This is a genomic window from Pseudomonas sp. NY15364 (assembly GCF_048068235.1).
GTDB lineage: Bacteria > Pseudomonadota > Gammaproteobacteria > Pseudomonadales > Pseudomonadaceae > Aquipseudomonas > Aquipseudomonas mendocina_D.
Window position 1 is genome coordinate 39816 of record NZ_JBLUPX010000013.1, and the last position, 16391, is coordinate 56206.

General features: G+C 63.3%; 15 protein-coding genes. 11 read left to right on the forward strand and 4 right to left on the reverse strand.

All coding sequences use genetic code 11. The features are described 5' to 3' along the window. Positions 1 to 9: 9 nt before the first annotated feature. From gatB to ACNFCJ_RS13010, 4 genes are all read left to right on the forward strand, one after another. Complete coding sequence (gatB, locus tag ACNFCJ_RS12995) at positions 10 to 1458, forward strand: Asp-tRNA(Asn)/Glu-tRNA(Gln) amidotransferase subunit GatB (protein ID WP_416771733.1); 1449 nt, start codon at positions 10 to 12, stop codon at positions 1456 to 1458. 73 nt (positions 1459 to 1531) lie between these two features. Further along, complete coding sequence (locus ACNFCJ_RS13000) at positions 1532 to 1954, forward strand: septal ring lytic transglycosylase RlpA family protein (protein WP_416771735.1); 423 nt, start codon at positions 1532 to 1534, stop codon at positions 1952 to 1954. Positions 1955 to 2045: 91 nt separating this feature from the next. Further along, positions 2046 to 3140, forward strand: coding sequence for a calcium/sodium antiporter (locus ACNFCJ_RS13005; RefSeq protein ID WP_179575601.1), 1095 nt, complete (start codon positions 2046 to 2048; stop codon positions 3138 to 3140). Positions 3141 to 3142: 2 nt separating this feature from the next. Next, positions 3143 to 3529, forward strand: coding sequence for a carboxymuconolactone decarboxylase family protein (locus ACNFCJ_RS13010; protein WP_125833754.1), 387 nt, complete (start codon positions 3143 to 3145; stop codon positions 3527 to 3529). 75 nt (positions 3530 to 3604) lie between these two features. On the opposite strand, the gene ACNFCJ_RS13015 is transcribed toward ACNFCJ_RS13010, so the two are convergent. From ACNFCJ_RS13015 to ACNFCJ_RS13025, 3 genes are all read right to left on the reverse strand, one after another. Further along, entirely contained in the window at positions 3605 to 4546 is a 942-nt protein-coding gene (locus ACNFCJ_RS13015; RefSeq protein ID WP_125833755.1) for an AEC family transporter, read from the reverse strand. A gap of 190 nt (positions 4547 to 4736) precedes the next feature. Further along, complete coding sequence (locus ACNFCJ_RS13020) at positions 4737 to 5297, reverse strand: response regulator transcription factor (protein ID WP_106732704.1); 561 nt, start codon at positions 5295 to 5297, stop codon at positions 4737 to 4739. 15 nt (positions 5298 to 5312) lie between these two features. Further along, positions 5313 to 6566 carry an ATP-binding protein gene (locus ACNFCJ_RS13025; RefSeq protein ID WP_099522507.1) on the reverse strand — a complete coding sequence of 418 codons (1254 nt, stop codon included), beginning with the start codon at positions 6564 to 6566 and terminating at the stop codon, positions 5313 to 5315. A gap of 197 nt (positions 6567 to 6763) precedes the next feature. Here ACNFCJ_RS13025 and ACNFCJ_RS13030 point away from each other — a divergent pair, with 197 nt between their 5' ends. From ACNFCJ_RS13030 to ACNFCJ_RS13060, 7 genes are all read left to right on the forward strand, one after another. Next, positions 6764 to 7477, forward strand: coding sequence for an SIMPL domain-containing protein (locus tag ACNFCJ_RS13030; RefSeq protein ID WP_106732703.1), 714 nt, complete (start codon positions 6764 to 6766; stop codon positions 7475 to 7477). Between the two features lie 225 nt (positions 7478 to 7702). Then, on the forward strand, positions 7703 to 9301 hold the full coding sequence (locus ACNFCJ_RS13035; protein WP_416771825.1) for an ABC transporter substrate-binding protein: 1599 nt from the start codon (positions 7703 to 7705) through the stop codon (positions 9299 to 9301). Between the two features lie 60 nt (positions 9302 to 9361). Beyond that, complete coding sequence (locus ACNFCJ_RS13040; RefSeq protein ID WP_416771738.1) at positions 9362 to 10957, forward strand: ABC transporter substrate-binding protein; 1596 nt, start codon at positions 9362 to 9364, stop codon at positions 10955 to 10957. Between the two features lie 184 nt (positions 10958 to 11141). Then, entirely contained in the window at positions 11142 to 12152 is a 1011-nt protein-coding gene (locus ACNFCJ_RS13045) for an ABC transporter permease subunit (protein WP_125880067.1), read from the forward strand. A 117-nt stretch (positions 12153 to 12269) separates the two neighbouring features. Continuing rightward, a complete protein-coding gene (locus tag ACNFCJ_RS13050) occupies positions 12270 to 13172 on the forward strand; it encodes an ABC transporter permease subunit (protein WP_106732694.1) in 903 nt (300 codons plus the stop codon). A gap of 10 nt (positions 13173 to 13182) precedes the next feature. Further along, the gene (locus tag ACNFCJ_RS13055; protein ID WP_416771739.1) at positions 13183 to 14139 is read left to right on the forward strand and encodes an ABC transporter ATP-binding protein; all 957 of its coding nucleotides are present in this window, start codon (positions 13183 to 13185) and stop codon (positions 14137 to 14139) included. Continuing rightward, positions 14139 to 15110, forward strand: a complete 972-nt coding sequence (locus ACNFCJ_RS13060) for a peptide ABC transporter ATP-binding protein (RefSeq protein WP_416771741.1) — start codon at positions 14139 to 14141, stop codon at positions 15108 to 15110. Before ACNFCJ_RS13055 ends, ACNFCJ_RS13060 begins: the two co-directional genes overlap by 1 nt. Before the next feature lie 62 nt (positions 15111 to 15172). Here the strand turns inward: ACNFCJ_RS13060 and ACNFCJ_RS13065 are convergent, their stop codons facing one another. After that, a complete protein-coding gene (locus tag ACNFCJ_RS13065; RefSeq protein WP_416771742.1) occupies positions 15173 to 16345 on the reverse strand; it encodes an HD domain-containing phosphohydrolase in 1173 nt (390 codons plus the stop codon). Between the last annotated feature and the right edge of the window lie 46 nt (positions 16346 to 16391).

Genomic DNA, 16391 nt, shown 5'->3' on the forward strand with positions numbered 1-16391 from the left:
ACGATAAAGATGCAGTGGGAAACAGTCATCGGGCTCGAGATTCACGCTCAGCTCAGCACCCAATCGAAGATTTTCTCGGCCAGCGCCACCACCTTTGGCGCTGAGCCCAACACCCAGGCCAGCCTGGTCGACCTCGGCATGCCCGGCACCCTGCCGGTGCTTAACGCCGAAGCCGTGCGCATGGCCTGCCAGTTCGGTCTGGCCATCGATGCCGAGATCGCCGAGCGTAATATCTTCGCGCGCAAGAACTACTTCTACCCGGACCTGCCCAAGGGCTACCAGACCAGCCAGATGGATCACCCCATCGTCGGCAAGGGCTTCCTCGACATCGCCCTGGAAGACGGCACCGTCAAGCGCATCGGCATCACCCGTGCGCACCTGGAAGAAGACGCCGGCAAGAGCCTGCACGAAGACTTCCAGGGCATGAGCGGCATCGACCTGAACCGCGCCGGCACGCCGTTGCTGGAAATCGTCTCCGAGCCGGACATCCGTTCGGCCAAGGAAGCAGTCGCCTACGTCAAGGCCATCCACGCCCTGGTGCGCTACCTGGGCATCTGCGACGGCAACATGGCCGAAGGCTCGCTGCGCTGCGACTGCAACGTGTCGGTACGCCCCAAGGGCCAGGCCGAGTTCGGCACCCGCGCCGAGATCAAGAACGTCAACTCGTTCCGCTTCATCGAGAAAGCCATCAATCACGAAGTTCAGCGTCAGATCGAGCTGATCGAGGACGGCGGCAAGGTGGTACAGGAAACCCGTCTGTACGATCCTAACAAGGATCAGACCCGCTCCATGCGCAGCAAGGAAGAAGCCAACGACTACCGTTACTTCCCCTGCCCGGACCTGCTGCCGGTGGTGATCGAGCGCAGCTTCCTCGACGAATTGCGCGCGGCCCTGCCCGAGCTGCCGCCGCAGAAGCGCGAGCGCTTCGAGAACCAGTACGCGCTGTCGGCCTACGATGCCAGTGTATTGAGCGCCAGCCGCGAGCTGGCCGACTACTTCGAAGTGGTCGCCAAGACCTGTGACGATGCCAAGCTGGCCGCCAACTGGGTGATGGGCGAGCTGTCCAGCCTGCTCAACAAGGACAACCTGGAGATCGACCAGTCGCCGGTGTCCGCCGAGCAACTGGGCGGCATGATCCTGCGCATCAAGGACAACACCATCAGCGGCAAGATCGCCAAGATGGTCTTCGAAGCCCTGGCTGCCGGTGAAGGCGCAACGGCTGATGAAGTGATCGAGAAGAAGGGCCTCAAGCAGGTCACCGATTCCGGCGCCATCGAGAAGATGCTCGACGAAGTGCTGGCGGCCAACGCCGAACAGGTCGAGCAGTACCGCACCAGCGACGAAGCCAAGCGCGGCAAGATGTTCGGCTTCTTCGTCGGGCAGGCCATGAAAGCCTCCAAGGGCAAGGCCAACCCGGGGCAAGTGAACGAACTGCTGAAGAAAAAGCTCGAAGGCTGAGCCGGACCGCTTCGCTTACGCTAGCTGCAACGACGCCGGGCTCGCCCGGCGTTTTTTTATGGAGTCCATGAACATGATGATCCGTAGCCCGGATGCAATCCGGGAACCTTCACTGCCCCGGATTTTATCTAGGCTACAGACCCTTGCCCTGCTCGGCGCTCTCACCCTGCTCGGCGGCTGCTCCACGTTCGGCGGCGGCCCAGGCGGCAGCGAAACCGGCAAGGCCTCCTACTACGGTGACCGCCACCACGGCCAGCGTACGGCCAGCGGCGAACGTTTCGATCAGAACGCGCTGACCGCCGCGCATCGCACCCTGCCCTTTGGCACGCGGGTACGGGTGACCAACCTGAACAACGAGCGCAGCGTGGTGTTGCGCATCAACGACCGCGGGCCCTTCGTGCGCGGCCGGGTTATCGATGTTTCCCGGGCCGCCGCAACGCAACTGGACATGCTGCGCGCAGGCGTGGTGCCGGTCAGGGTCGAAGCACTGGACTGAGGAACAATTGGCAACAAAATCTTTCTGGCGCATCTAGCGGTCAATAATGCCATCGCTACACTAACCGCACTTTTTTCGGAGCTACCCTGCAATGACCCTGATGACCTATGTCTACCTGATCGCCGGCCTGGTGCTGCTGGTTGCCGGCGCCGAGGTATTGGTACGCGGCGCCGCCAAGCTGGCCGCACAGTTCGGCATTCCGCCACTGGTGATCGGCCTGACCGTGGTGGCCTTCGGCACCAGCGCGCCGGAAACCGCAGTCAGCGTGCAATCGGCCTTCAACGGCAGTGGCGATCTGGCCATCGGCAACGTGATCGGCAGCAATATCGCCAACGTCCTGCTGATTCTCGGTGTGACTGCCCTGGTCGCACCGCTGGTCGTCTCGCGCCAGCTGATCCGCCTCGACGTGCCGATCATGATCGGCGCCAGCCTGGTCACCTTTGGCCTGGCCTGGGACGGCGAACTGAGTCGCCTCGACGGCACTCTGCTGTTCGGTGGTGTGCTGGCCTACACCGGCTTCCTGATCTACAGCGCGCGCAAGGACAAGGGCGGCGATGATGACGAATTCGCCAAGGAATTCGGCCTCGACGAGGCGCCCAAGCCCTACGCCTGGGCCGTCAACCTGGGCCTGATCATCGCCGGCCTGGTGCTGTTGGTGGCAGGTTCAAACTTCCTGGTCGAAGGCGCAGTGACGCTTGCACGAGCACTGGGAATTTCGGAGCTGGTCATCGGTTTGACGGTTGTCGCTGTCGGCACGTCGCTGCCGGAGTTGGCCACTTCGATCATCGCCGCCATCAAGGGTGAGCGCGATATCGCCGTGGGCAATATCGTCGGCAGCAACATCTTCAACCTGCTCTGCGTGCTGGGCCTGGCCTCGCTGGTCTCGCCGACCGCCATTTCGGTGTCGCCCAATGCCCTGGCGTTCGATTTCCCGGTCATGATTGCCGTCGCCGTTGCATGCCTGCCGATCTTCTTCGCCGGTTACCGCATCAACCGTTGGGAAGGTCTACTGTTTCTGGCGTATTACGTGGCCTACACCCTCTACCTGATCCTGTCTTCCACGGGGCGCCCCTTCGCTGACGTGATGGGCGAAGCCATGCTGGGTTACGTGCTGCCATTGACCGCCATCACCCTGGTAATCATCGCCGGGCGCGCCTGGCACAAACAACGCGGCGAGCAGGTGTGAACATGAGCGAGAACCATGACCGCGGTCTGCAGGTACGTCGTGAAGTGATGGGCGATGCATTCGTCGATCGCGCCCTGAACAATGCCACCGAGCTTACCCAGCCATTGCAGGACTTCGTCAACGAACATGCCTGGGGTGGCGTCTGGACGCGCAGCGGCCTGCCACGCGCGACACGCAGCCTGATCACCCTGGCTGCGCTGACCGCGCTGAAATGCCCGCAGGAACTCAAAGGCCATGTGCGTGGCGCGCTGAACAACGGCTGCACCGTCGAGGAAATTCGCGAAACTCTGCTGCACTGCGCGGTTTACGCTGGTGTACCAGCCAGCATCGATGCCTTCCGCGCGGCGCAGGAAGTGATCGACGAGTGGCAGAACAACACCAATTCGTAGTGTGTGCCGTGCGCACCAACCGTCAGAGCCATCGGTGCGCACGGCGCACCCTATAAAAGCTGGTGACCGCTTCCTCTAGATCCAGCCACCCCATTGCAACAACAACAAACCGATGTTGGTGGTGACCACCGCCGCCAGCGTGGTGATCACGATGATGGCTGCCGCCAGCTCATGGTTGGCGCCCACTGCACGGGCCATGACGAAGCTGGCCGCCGCCGTGGGGCTGGCGAAATAGAGGAAGAGGATTGCCAGGTCCGCGCCGCGAAAGCCCAACAGCCAGGCGCCAGAGGTACTCAGCAGGGGCAGCCAGACCATTTTCATCATGCCCGAGCCGATCGCGGTGCCGCTGCTGCGATGCAGCGACGCCAGGCTCAGCGTGCCGCCGATACAGATCAGCGCCAGCGGCAAGGTCATCTGCGCGAAGTACTCGGCCGAGGTCAGAAACCACTGCGGTAGCGGGATCTTCCAGTAGGCGATCGGTACGGCCAACAGCACGCCGATGATCATCGGATTGGTCACGATGCTGCGTACGATGGCCTTGGCACCAGGCTTCACGCCTGTGCTGTAGATGGCCAACACGACGGCCGAGAGCGCGTTGTAGCAGAGGATCACCAGCGCCGCGAGCAGTGAGCCGACCGACAGACCGTAGTCGCCATACATGCTGGTGGCCAGCGCCAGACCGACAATGCCGTTGTTACCACGGAAGGCACCCTGGGTGTAGATACCACGGTCCTCGAACGGTACCCGCCAGATCGCCCAGGCCCAGGCAACGAAGAACGAGGCCACGGTAGCCAGGAAAAAGTAGGTCAGCAGTTGCGGCTGCATGGCCGCATCCAGGTCGGCCTTGACTACGCCAAGAAACAGCAGGGTCGGCATGGTGCCGCGAAACACCAGGCTCGAGGCCGTATCGATGAAGGGGGTATCGATCCAGCGTACACGCTTGAGTATCACGCCGAGAAACAGCATGGCGAACACGGGCGCAGTGATGGCGAGGGTTTGTGCTGCGACGGCGAACATAGGGCACCAGAGTTGTCTGACGACCTATGTTAGCTGGCTAAGCATTTATCGGCCATGGGCACAGGACACCAATATTCGCTCGCGCAGATCGCTGGGGGCATTGCATTTCACCCGCGGCCAGGCCGCTGAGCCAGATGTTTCGCAGCTAAAGCCGCTCTTACAAAAAGCACGCTCGATACGCTGCAGCGCCTCAGCGGCGAACCGGGCGCTTCTGCAATTTACGCTGCAACGTGCGGCGGTGCATGCCCAGGGCGCGTGCGGTGGCGGAGATGTTGCCCTCGTGCTCGGCCAGCACGCGCTGGATGTGCTCCCATTGCAGGCGGTCCACCGACATCGGGTTTTCCGGCACCAGGCTGTCCAGGTCGGCGTGTTCGGAGAGCAGCGCAGTGAGCACATCGTCAGCATCGGCCGGCTTGCACAGGTAGTTGGCCGCACCGCGCTTGATGGCCTCCACCGCGGTGGCGATGCTGGAATAGCCGGTGAGGATCACCACACGCATCTCGGCGTCCAGCTCCAGCAGCTTGGGCAATAGCACCAGGCCGGAGTCGCCTTCCATCTTCAGGTCGACCACGGCGTAATCCGGCAGGTCGTCCTTGGCCAGCGCCAGGCCTTCTTCGGCGCTGGACGCGGTGGATACGCGCAAACCGCGGCGGCTCATGGCGCGCGCCATCACGCGGGTAAAGGTGGGGTCGTCGTCGACCAGCAGCAGATGGGGATGCTCTTCACCTTCGAACAGGGACTCGTCGCTCATGCTGGGTATTCCTTGTCAGGCCGCGCCATAGGCTCGCGGCAACTTCAATTCGGTGAGGGTGCCGCCTTCTTCATGGTTATACAACTTAACCGTACCACCGGCACGCGTCACACTGGCCTGGCTGAGGAACAATCCAAGACCGAAGCCCTTGCCCTTGGTGGTGAAGAAGGGGCGACCAAGCTGCTCGGCGATGGCCAGCGGTACGCCGGCACCATGATCGCGAATGCTCAGACGCAGCCACTGATGATCCCAGTCCAGGCGGATATCGAGCTTGTCCGGGCAGGCATCGGCAGCGTTGTTCAGCAGGTTGAGCAGCGCCTGGGTGAGATCGGCCGGAGGCATGATGCGCGGCGGCGTACCACGGCCCAGGCACTGATAGCGGTAGCTGGCTTCCGGGCGCATCAGGTGCCAGCGATTGAGGGTGGTTTCCAACCATTCGACGCAGGACTGCTCGACCACTGCCTGACGCCGATCATTCTCGGCAGCACGCACCAGTTGCTGCAGGGTGTATTTGCACAACTTGACCTGCTCTTGCAGCAAGGCCAGGTCGTCCTGCAGCGCCGGCTTGTCACGGTATTCCTGGCGCAGCTCCTTGAGCAGCACGCTCATGGTGCCCAGCGGCGTACCCAGCTCATGCGCGGCGCCAGCGGCCTGAGTGGCCACAGCCAGCAGTTGCTGGTCGCGCAGGCTTTCCTCGCGGCGTTCGGCGCGTAGCTCGTCCTGGCGGCGTAGTTCCTCGGCCATCTTGGCCACGAAGAAGGTGATCAACGCAGCAGACAGGGCAAAGCTCAGCCACATGCCATAGACCAGCAGGCTCTCACGCGCCGCCGGCAACTCGAGTGGATGCGTCCACACCAGCAGCAATGTGTAGCCGGCCAGCGCCATACCGGCCAGGACGATGGTGAACATCCACGGAAGCGTTGCGGCGGCAATGGTCAGTGGCACCAAGTAATAGGACACGAAGGGGTTGGTCGAACCGCCCGAGTAATACAGCAGCACGCTGTGGATGATCAGGTCGCAGCCCAGCTGCACGGCGTACTCGACCTCGGTCACAGGCCACGGGCCGCGCAAGCGCAAGGCCGTGCCAAGGCACAACAGCAGAGAAACGCCGAGAGTGACCGACAATTGCAACCAGGGTAGCGGTAGCATGCCCGACTTGTAGGCGAGACCGACCGAGCCCGCCTGAGCTGCCAGCACCAGAATACGGATAAGGGTCAGACGCCAGAGATTCTGGCGACTGGCGGACAATAACTGCACGGGTTCGAGCATGAAGACTCCCTTGACTGGGAGCGAGTATAACCAAGCCCGACGCGGCCTTCCGCCGCTGCGGCAACCGGACGCACACTTCGCCGTAGCCCGCTCGGTGGGCAGGATGAAAAAAAATTGCACGGCATTAACCCGGATCGCGACTCGCCTTCGTCTAACCTCGGGAAACGGCCACAAGGCCATCGAAAAAGGAACCGCACATGCGCACCATGACCCGTATCGCCACCGCCCTCGCCCTCACCGCCGCCAGCCTGGCCAGCACCGGCCTGCTGGCCGCCGAGGCGCGTTACAACCAGATCGCCCTGCGCGCCGAGGTCAATCAGGAAGTGGCGCACGATCTGATGCACGTCACCCTCTATACCGAAGCGCAGCACAACGACCCGGCCAAACTGGCCGCCGAGATCACCACTACCCTCAACAAGACGCTGGAGCAGGTGCGTCAGGTCAAGGGCGTGGCGGTCAAACTCGGCAGCCGCAACAGCTACCCGGTGTATGACGACAAGGGCCAGAAGATCACCGCCTGGCGCGAGCGCGCCGAGGTGCGCCTGGAAAGCGCTGACTTCGCCCGCTTGTCCACCCTCACCGGTGAATTGCTGCAATCGATGAAGATGGCCGGCATGGATTTCAGCATCGCCACCGACACCCGCAAAACCCGTGAAGACGCCATGCTCAAGGACGCCGTGAATGCCTTCAAGGCGCGCGCGCAACTGGCTACCGAAGCGCTGGGTGGCAAGGGCTACAAGCTGGTCAGCCTGAACCTCAACACCGGTGGCTTCCAGCCGCCAATGGCCATGCGCAACTTCGAAGCCAAGGGCATGGCGATGATGGACTCGGCCCCCACACCGCAAATCGAAGCCGGCACCAGCCAGGTCACGGTCAGCGCCGATGGCGTCATCGAAGTGCAGATGCCCTGAACCACGCTCCGCAACAAAGCAGCGCCGTTATCGCCAGATAACGGCGTTTTGCCATCTTTTCTCTGCAACTTTTTCATAAATGCGACAGCAAATTACAGCGCTGTAGCGCTAACCATTTTCCACACGGCGCCCCTCTTGCCTCAGGCACAAGGCCTGCATAGTTTCGTTGGTGGTTTCTACAAGAGACTCCTCAAGGACCACAACCACAACAACGATGAGGTCAAGATGCGCAAGAACGCCGTTATCCAGGCTTTAATCACCGCTGGGCTGATCGCCGGCGCCCCCCTCGCCAGCGCCGCCAACCTGGTGTTCTGTTCCGAAGGCAGCCCGGCCGGTTTCGACCCAGGCCTGTACACCACCGGCACCGATTTCGACGCCGCCGCGGAAACCATCTTCAACCGCCTGACCCAGTTCGAGCGCGGCGGCACCAAGGTCGAGCCCGGCCTGGCGCAAAGCTGGGAAGTGTCCGACGACGGCCTGACCTACACCTTCAAGCTGCGCCCCGGGGTGAAATTCCACACCACCGATTACTTCAAGCCCAGCCGCGAGTTCAATGCCGACGACGTGCTATTCACCTTTGGCCGCATGCTCGACAAGGACCACCCGTTCCGCAAGGCGTACCCCACCGAGTTTCCCTACTTCACCGACATGGGCATGGACAGCAACATCGCCAAGCTGGAGAAGCTCGATGACATGACCGTGCGCGTCACTCTCAACGAAGTGGACGCCGCCTTCGTGCAGAACCTGGCGATGAGCTTTGCCTCGATCCAGTCTGCCGAGTACGCCGACCAGTTGCTCAAAGCTGGCAAGGCCGCTGACATCAACCAGAAACCCATCGGCACCGGCCCCTTCGTGTTCAGCCGTTACCAGAAGGACGCGGTGATCCGTTACAAGGGTAACCAAGACTACTGGAAGCCCGAGGATGTGAAGGTCGACAACCTGATCTTCGCCATCAATACCGACTCGTCCGTGCGCATGCAGAAACTGCGTGCCGGCGAATGCCATGTCACCCTGTTCCCACGCCCGGCCGACATCGCCTCGCTTCAGCAGGACGCCAAGCTGAAGATGCCCGAGCAGGCCGGCTTCAACGTCGGCTACATCGCCTACAACGTTACCCACCCACCGTTCGACAAACTGGAAGTGCGCCAGGCGCTGGACATGGCGGTGAACAAGCAGGCAATTCTCGACGCCGTTTACCAGAACGCCGGGCAGTTGGCCGTCAACGGTATGCCGCCGACCCAGTGGTCGTATAACGAAGACATCAAGGACCCGGCCTTCGACCCGAAAAAAGCCAAGGAGCTGCTCACAGCTGCAGGCGTCAAGGAAGGCACCGAGATCACCTTGTGGGCCATGCCGGTACAGCGCCCGTACAACCCCAACGCCAAGCAGATCGCCGAGATCCTGCAGGCCGACTGGGCCAAGATCGGCATCAAGGCACGCATCGTCACCTACGAGTGGGGCGAATACCTCAAGCGCGCCAAGGCCGGCGAGCACGACGCCATGCTGATCGGCTGGAGCGGCGACAACGGTGATCCCGACAACTGGCTCGGCACCCTTTATGGCTGCGACGCGGTCGACGGCAACAACTTCTCCAAATGGTGCTTCGAGGACTACGACAAGCTGGTCAAGGCCGCCAAACGCACCACCGACGTAGCCGAACGCACCGAGCTGTACAAACAGGCGCAGGTGATCCTCAAGCGCGAGGTGCCGATCACTCCGCTGGCCCACTCCACCGTGTACCAGCCGATGCGCAAGGAAGTGCAGGACTTCCGTATCAGCCCGTTCGGCATCAACTCGTTCTATGGTGTAGGTATCGGCAAGTAACAATCTGCATCGGCGCCCTTGAAGGGGCGCCGATTGCAGGACGTTCAACCAGGAGCCAGCATGCCTACCTTTCCCCTTCTGCGCGGCAGTTTGCTGTTTGCCGCGCTGCTTGCCGCGCAGGCCCAGGCGGCCAACCTGGTGGTCTGCAGCGAAGCCAGCCCGGAAGGCTTCGATATCGTTCAATACACCGCAGCCACCACCGCCGATGCAACGGCGGAAACCCTGTTCGAACGCTTGGTGGACTTCGCCCCCGGCAGCACCGAAATCGTCCCGGCATTGGCAGAAAGTTGGAAAATAGCCGATGACGGTCTGAGCTACACCTTCACCCTGCGCCAGGGAGTGAAATTCCATGCCAACCAGGGCTTCAGCCCGACTCGTGAGCTCAATGCCGATGACGTGCTATGGAGTTTCCAGCGCCAGCTCGACCCGGCACATCCCTGGCACAAGTTGTCGCTGCGCGGCTTCCCCTATGCCGAGGCCATGGGCCTGGCGCAGTTGATCGAGCGTATCGACAAGCTCGACGAGCATCGCGTGCGCTTCGTTCTCAAACACCCGGAAGCGCCCTTCCTGGCCAACCTGGCCATGGGCTTCGCCTCGATCTATTCGGCCGAGTATGCCGAGCACCTGCTCGCAACGAATACCCCCGAACGCCTGAACAATGCCCCGATTGGCACCGGGCCTTTCGTGTTCGAGCGCTATGCCAAGGACGCCCAGGTACGCTTTCGCGGCAACCCGGATTACTGGAATGGCGCACCGCAGGTCGAGCGCCTGATACTGGCCATCAGCCCCGAGCCCAACGTGCGCCAGCAAAGGCTAAAGGCAGGCGACTGCCAGATCACCCTGTTCCCACGCCCCGTCGACATCCCGGCCATGAGAGCCGACCCGAAACTGCAGGTGCTGGAGATGGATTCGCTGCTCACCGCCTATATCGGCATCAACACCCGTCATCCGCCGCTGGACGACGTGCGCGTGCGCCAGGCGCTGAACCTGGCCTTCGACAAGGCCGCCTACATTCGCGCGCAGTATGGCGAAGGCAATGCCACGCCGGCCGTGGCGCCCTACCCGGCTACCCTGTGGGGCCACGACGACACGCTGCAGGACTGGCCGCACGATCCCGAACGCGCCCGCCAGTTGCTGGCCGAGGCCGGTCACGCCGATGGCTTCGCCCTGTCGATCTGGACCCGCCCCGGCGGCGGGCCGACCAACCCCAACCCTGGTATTGGCGCACAGATGCTGCAGGCCGATCTAGCCGCCATCGGCATTCGCAGCGATATTCGCGTGTTCGAGTGGGGCGAGCTGATCAAGCGCGCCAAGAACGGTGAGCACGACCTGGTACTCATGGGCTGGGCCGGTGACAACGGTGACCCGGACAACTTCCTCACCCCCAACCTGTCCTGCGCCGCGGCCGAGAGCGGCGAGAACCAGGCAGGGTGGTGCGACCAGACCTTCGATGCCCTGATCACCCAGGCACGTCGCGAACCCGAGCAGAGCAAACGCGCCGCGCTGTATCGCCAGGCCCTGACGATCTTCCATGAGCAGGCGCCGTGGATCGCCCTGGCCCACCCGAAACAGTTCGCAGCGTTGCGCAAAGGCGTCGAGGGCTTCGTGCTCAGCCCGCTGGGCTCGAACAACTTTGCCCGGGTGAAGCTGCCGTGAGCCGTCCGCGCCACGCTTTTGTGGGAGGGGCTTTAGCGGCGAACCTGTCGTCGCTGAAGCGCCTCCCACAAGGCACCGGTCACTCCGCGAATGCCCCGGATTGCATCCGGGCTACGCACTATCCAAAACGACACCGGGCCATGCAGTCCGGTGAGCACATACCGTCATGGAGTCAAAACGCCTGATGCTGTCATTTATCGCCAGACGCCTGGGGCTGCTGATCCCCACCTTCTTCGGCGTCACCCTGCTGACCTTCGCGCTGATCCGCCTGATCCCCGGTGACCCGGTGGAGGTGATGATGGGCGAACGCCGCGTCGACCCGGAAATGCACGCCCAGGCCATGGAGCGTCTGGGGCTGAACAAGCCGTTGTACCAGCAGTACTTCGACTACATCGGGCAACTCGCCAGCGGCAACCTCGGCGAATCGCTGCGCTCGCGTGAAAGCGTGTGGAACGAGTTTCTCACCCTGTTTCCCGCCACCGTCGAACTGGCCCTGGCCGCTTTGCTATTTGCCGGCACCCTGGGCCTGATCGCCGGGGTGGTCGCCGCACTCAAGCGCGGTACAGCGCTGGATCACGGCGTGATGAGCATTGCCCTGACCGGCTATTCCATGCCGATATTCTGGTGGGGCCTGCTGCTGATCATGTTCTTCTCGGTGGGCCTAGGCTGGACACCGGTTTCAGGACGTATCGATCTGCTCTACGACATCCCGCCGGTCACCGGCTTCATGCTGATCGACACACTGCTTTCCGACGAGCCAGGCGCCTTCGTCGACGCCCTGCGCCACCTGATCCTGCCGGCCATCGTGCTCGGCACCATCCCGCTGGCGGTGATCGCGCGCATGACCCGCTCGGCCATGCTCGAAGTGCTGCGCGAGGACTACATCCGCACCGCGCGGGCCAAAGGCCTGTCGCCGACGCGCGTGGTCTTCGTGCATGGCCTGCGCAATGCCTTGATCCCGGTGCTGACCGTGTTCGGCCTGCAGGTCGGCACCCTGCTGGCCGGTGCCGTGCTGACCGAGACCATCTTCTCCTGGCCGGGCATCGGCAAGTGGTTGATCGAAGCCATCGGTGCCCGCGACTACCCGGTTGTGCAAAACGGCATTCTGCTGATCGCCTGCCTGGTGATCCTGGTCAACTTCACCGTGGACATCCTCTATGGCCTGGCCAACCCACGTATTCGCCATCAGAAGTAAGGAAGGCGCCATGCATAGCCACATCGTTTGTGTAGGGTGGATGACACGCTTTTCATCCACCGTGAAAACACGCCGGGGGACGGGTGAAGCGTCGTCCACCCTACAAGAGGTGCGCCCATGACCACCTCCACCCCACTCGACCAGAGCCTGCTCTACCCTTCGCCGCTGAAAGAGTTCTGGCAAGCCTTCGCCCACAACACCGGCGCCCTCGGCGGCCTGGCGTTCATGATCCTGCTGGTGTTCTGCGCACTGTTCGCCCCCTGGGTCGCACCGCACGATCCCAGCGAGCAGTACCGCGACTTCCTGCTCACCCCGCCGGTGTGGCTGGAAGGCGGCCAATGGCAGTTCCTGCTCGGCACCGACGAACTGGGCCGCGACCTGCTCTCGCGCTTGATCCACGGTGCACGCCTATCGCTGCTGATCGGCCTGGCATCGGTGCTGCTGTCGCTGATTCCCGGCATCCTGCTGGGCCTGGTCGCCGGCTTTTTCCCGCGTCTGCTCGGCCCCGGCATCATGCGTCTGATGGACATCATGCTGGCGCTGCCCTCGCTGCTGCTGGCGGTGGCCATCGTCGCCATCCTCGGCCCAGGGCTGATCAACACCATCTTCGCCATCGCCATCGTCTCACTGCCTTCCTATGTGCGCCTGACTCGCGCGGCCGTGATGGGTGAACTGAACCGAGACTACGTCACCGCTGCGCAGCTGGCCGGCGCCAATCTGCCACGGCTGATGTTCGTCACCGTGCTGCCCAACTGCATGGCACCGTTGATCGTGCAGGCCACCCTGAGCTTTTCCTCGGCGATTCTCGACGCGGCCGCACTGGGCTTTCTCGGCCTCGGCGTACAACCGCCGACGCCCGAGTGGGGCACCATGCTGGCCTCGGCGCGCGACTACATCGAGCGCGCCTGGTGGGTGGTGAGCCTGCCCGGCCTGGCGATTCTGCTCAGCGTGCTGGCGATCAACCTGATGGGCGACGGCCTGCGCGATGCGCTCGACCCGAAATTGAAGAATGCGCAGTGAGGAGCCAGGAATGAGCCTGCTGAATATCCGCAATCTCTCCGTACGCTTCGGCCCCGGCATGCCGGTGGTCGATGGCCTCGATCTCAGCGTCGAGCAGGGCGAAGTGCTGGCCATCGTCGGCGAATCGGGTTCCGGCAAGTCGGTCACCATGATGGCGCTGATGGGCCTGATCGACGCCCCCGGCATCGTCCAGGCCGACTGCATGCAGTTCGACGGCACCGACATGCTGCGCTTGAAGGGCCGCCAGCGTCGGCACATCGTTGGCAAGGATCTGGCCATGGTCTTCCAGGATCCGATGACCGCTCTCAACCCCAGCTACACCGTGGGTTTCCAGATCGAGGAAGTGCTCCGTCAGCACCTCGGTTTGAAGGGCAAAGCGGCACGCGTACGTGCCCAGGAGTTGTTGGAGCGAGTGGAAATCCCTGGTGCCGCCAGTCGCCTCGATGCCTATCCGCATCAGCTGTCCGGGGGTATGAGCCAGCGTGTGGCGATCGCCATGGCGATTGCCGCCGAACCCAAGCTGCTGATCGCCGACGAACCGACCACGGCGCTGGATGTGACCATTCAGGCGCAGATCATGGAATTGCTGCTCGACCTGCAGCGCGATCAGGGCATGGCTCTGGTGCTGATCACTCACGATCTGGCCGTGGTCGCCGAAACCGCCCAGCGCGTCTGCGTGATGTACGCAGGGCAAGCGGTAGAGCTGGGTCAGGTGCCGGCGCTGTTCGACGCGCCCAGTCATCCCTATACCGAGGCCTTGCTCAAGGCCATCCCCGAACACAGCGCCGGTGCCAGCCGCCTGGCCACCCTGCCCGGTATCGTGCCCGGCCGCTATGACCGCCCGCTGGGTTGCCTGCTGTCACCCCGCTGCCCCTACGTGCAGGAGCGCTGCCACCAGCAACGCCCAGCCCTGGAACCACATGACCGTGGCGCCGCGCGCTGCTTCTTCCCGCTGGAGGTGGCCTGATGAGTACCGTCCTCGAAGCCCGTGAGCTGACCCGTCACTACAGTGTCTCGCGCGGCCTGTTCAAGCCGGCGGCCACGGTCCAGGCGCTCAATGGCGTGTCCTTCAGCCTGCAGTCCGGCAGGACCCTGGCCGTGGTCGGCGAGTCCGGCTGCGGCAAGTCCACCCTGGCCCGCGCCCTGACCCTGATCGAAACACCCAGTTCCGGTAGCCTGCAGATCGCCGGGCACGAAGTGGCCGGCGCCAGCCATGCCGAGCGCAAGCAACTGCGCCGCGATGTGCAGATGGTGTTCCAGAACCCCTACGCCTCACTCAATCCGCGGCAGAAGATCGGTGATCAGTTGGCCGAACCGCTGCTGATCAACACCCGCCTGTCGCGCGCCGAACGCCGCGAGAAAGTGCAAGCGATGATGCAGCAGGTGGGCCTGCGCCCCGAGCATTACCAGCGCTACCCGCACATGTTCTCCGGCGGCCAGCGCCAGCGCATCGCCCTGGCCCGCGCGATGATGCTGCAACCCAAGGTGCTGGTGGCGGACGAACCGACCTCGGCGCTGGACGTGTCGATCCAGGCACAAGTGCTCAACCTGTTCATGGATCTGCAGGAGCAGTTCGCCACAGGCTACGTGTTCATCTCGCACAACCTCTCGGTGGTGCGCCACGTCGCCGACGACGTGCTGGTGATGTACCTCGGCCGCCCGGCGGAAATCGGCCCTGCCGAAGCGCTCTACAGCCGGCCGCTGCACCCTTATACCCGCGCCCTGCTGTCGGCGACGCCGGCGATTCATCCCGATCCGGACAAACCGCGAATGAAGATCAGCGGTGAGCTGCCAAATCCGCTGAATCCACCCTCCGGCTGCGCCTTCCACAAGCGCTGCCCGCATGCCGACGAGCGCTGCCGTAGCGAGCGCCCGGAGCTGCGCCTGATCGATGCACGGCAGGTGGCCTGTCACCATGTGGAGCGGATCGTCGACTAGCTCACGGCAAAGACCGCGGCGCTCTGTAGAGTGTCGCGGCGCCGCCTAGTCTGACGACGCGCCTATGCCGTTGGTGGCAGGGTCAGCTCGATGCTTTCGGCCAGCGAGTCCTCCAGACGCTGCAACTCGACGCCGACCGCAGCAGCGTCATCGGCCAAGGTTTCGGCGATATGCAGAAACTCCGCCGTGACTTCGACGAAGGCCAACACCACCATGGGATCGAAGCGTGTGCCGCTGGCCGCGCTGATCTGCGCCACCGCCTGCGCCGGGCTGATCGGCTGCAGATAAGGATGCCGACAGCTCAGTTCTTCGAAGTGCCCCACCAGCGCCATCAGCCGCGCCGACAGCGGAATCTGCTCGCCGAACAACCCCTGCGGATAGCCTTTGCCGTCCCAGCGCTCATGCTGGCCGTAGACGATATCTTTGGCATCGGAGAGAAAGTCGGTGATGCTGCCCAATTTGCGCTCGGCGCGCTCGAGCGCATCACGTCCGGCGATCACGCCCTCGCTCAGCAGGCGCAGATCATTTTCATCCGGCTCACCATGGCTGAGCAGTACGCGATCTGGCAGGGTCAGCCGGTCGATCACGTGCAGCATGGCCGACTTGCCCAACTGAGCGATGCGCTCCTCGTTCAGAGACTCGGACAAGGCCGGCTGCTGCCGTGCAAACGCAGCAGCCAGGCAGGTCATGTAGCGTTCGATACGCTCCAGACGACGGCTGCGCGGGTTGTCACGCATGACGGCAACGCTGGCCATGGCCTCTATGGTGACGTCCTGCAGGTTCTGGATATCGCGCGTGCGGCGCTTGACCTCGAGTTCCAGATACTCGCTCTTGTCACGCAGGTAATCGGTGGCCGCCTTGAGCTGCAGTTGCGCCCGAACGCGCGCGAGCACGATGGGCGCGCTGACCGGTTTGATGATGTAGTCGGCAGCGCCAAGGTCGAAGCCCAGTTGCTCGTCGGCCGCATCGCTATGAGCCGTGATGAGGATCAGCGGGATATGGCGGGTCTGCGGGTCGGTGCTGAGCCCGCGACACAGTGCATAGTCGTTCTGCCAGTCGAGCAGAATCAGGTCCGGTTGCGGTCGCGACCTGGCAGCGTGCAGCGCTTCCTCACTGCCGACCAGACGCACCTGGTAGCGGTCGACCAATAGCGCGCCCAGGCGCTGGCGCGCGTCCACCGCATCGTCCACCACCAGAATCAGTTCCTGCTCCGGCCTATCGAGCATCCCGCGCATGGCGACCTCCACTGGCACCTGCCTAGTCATCATTAAAGGCGCTGGG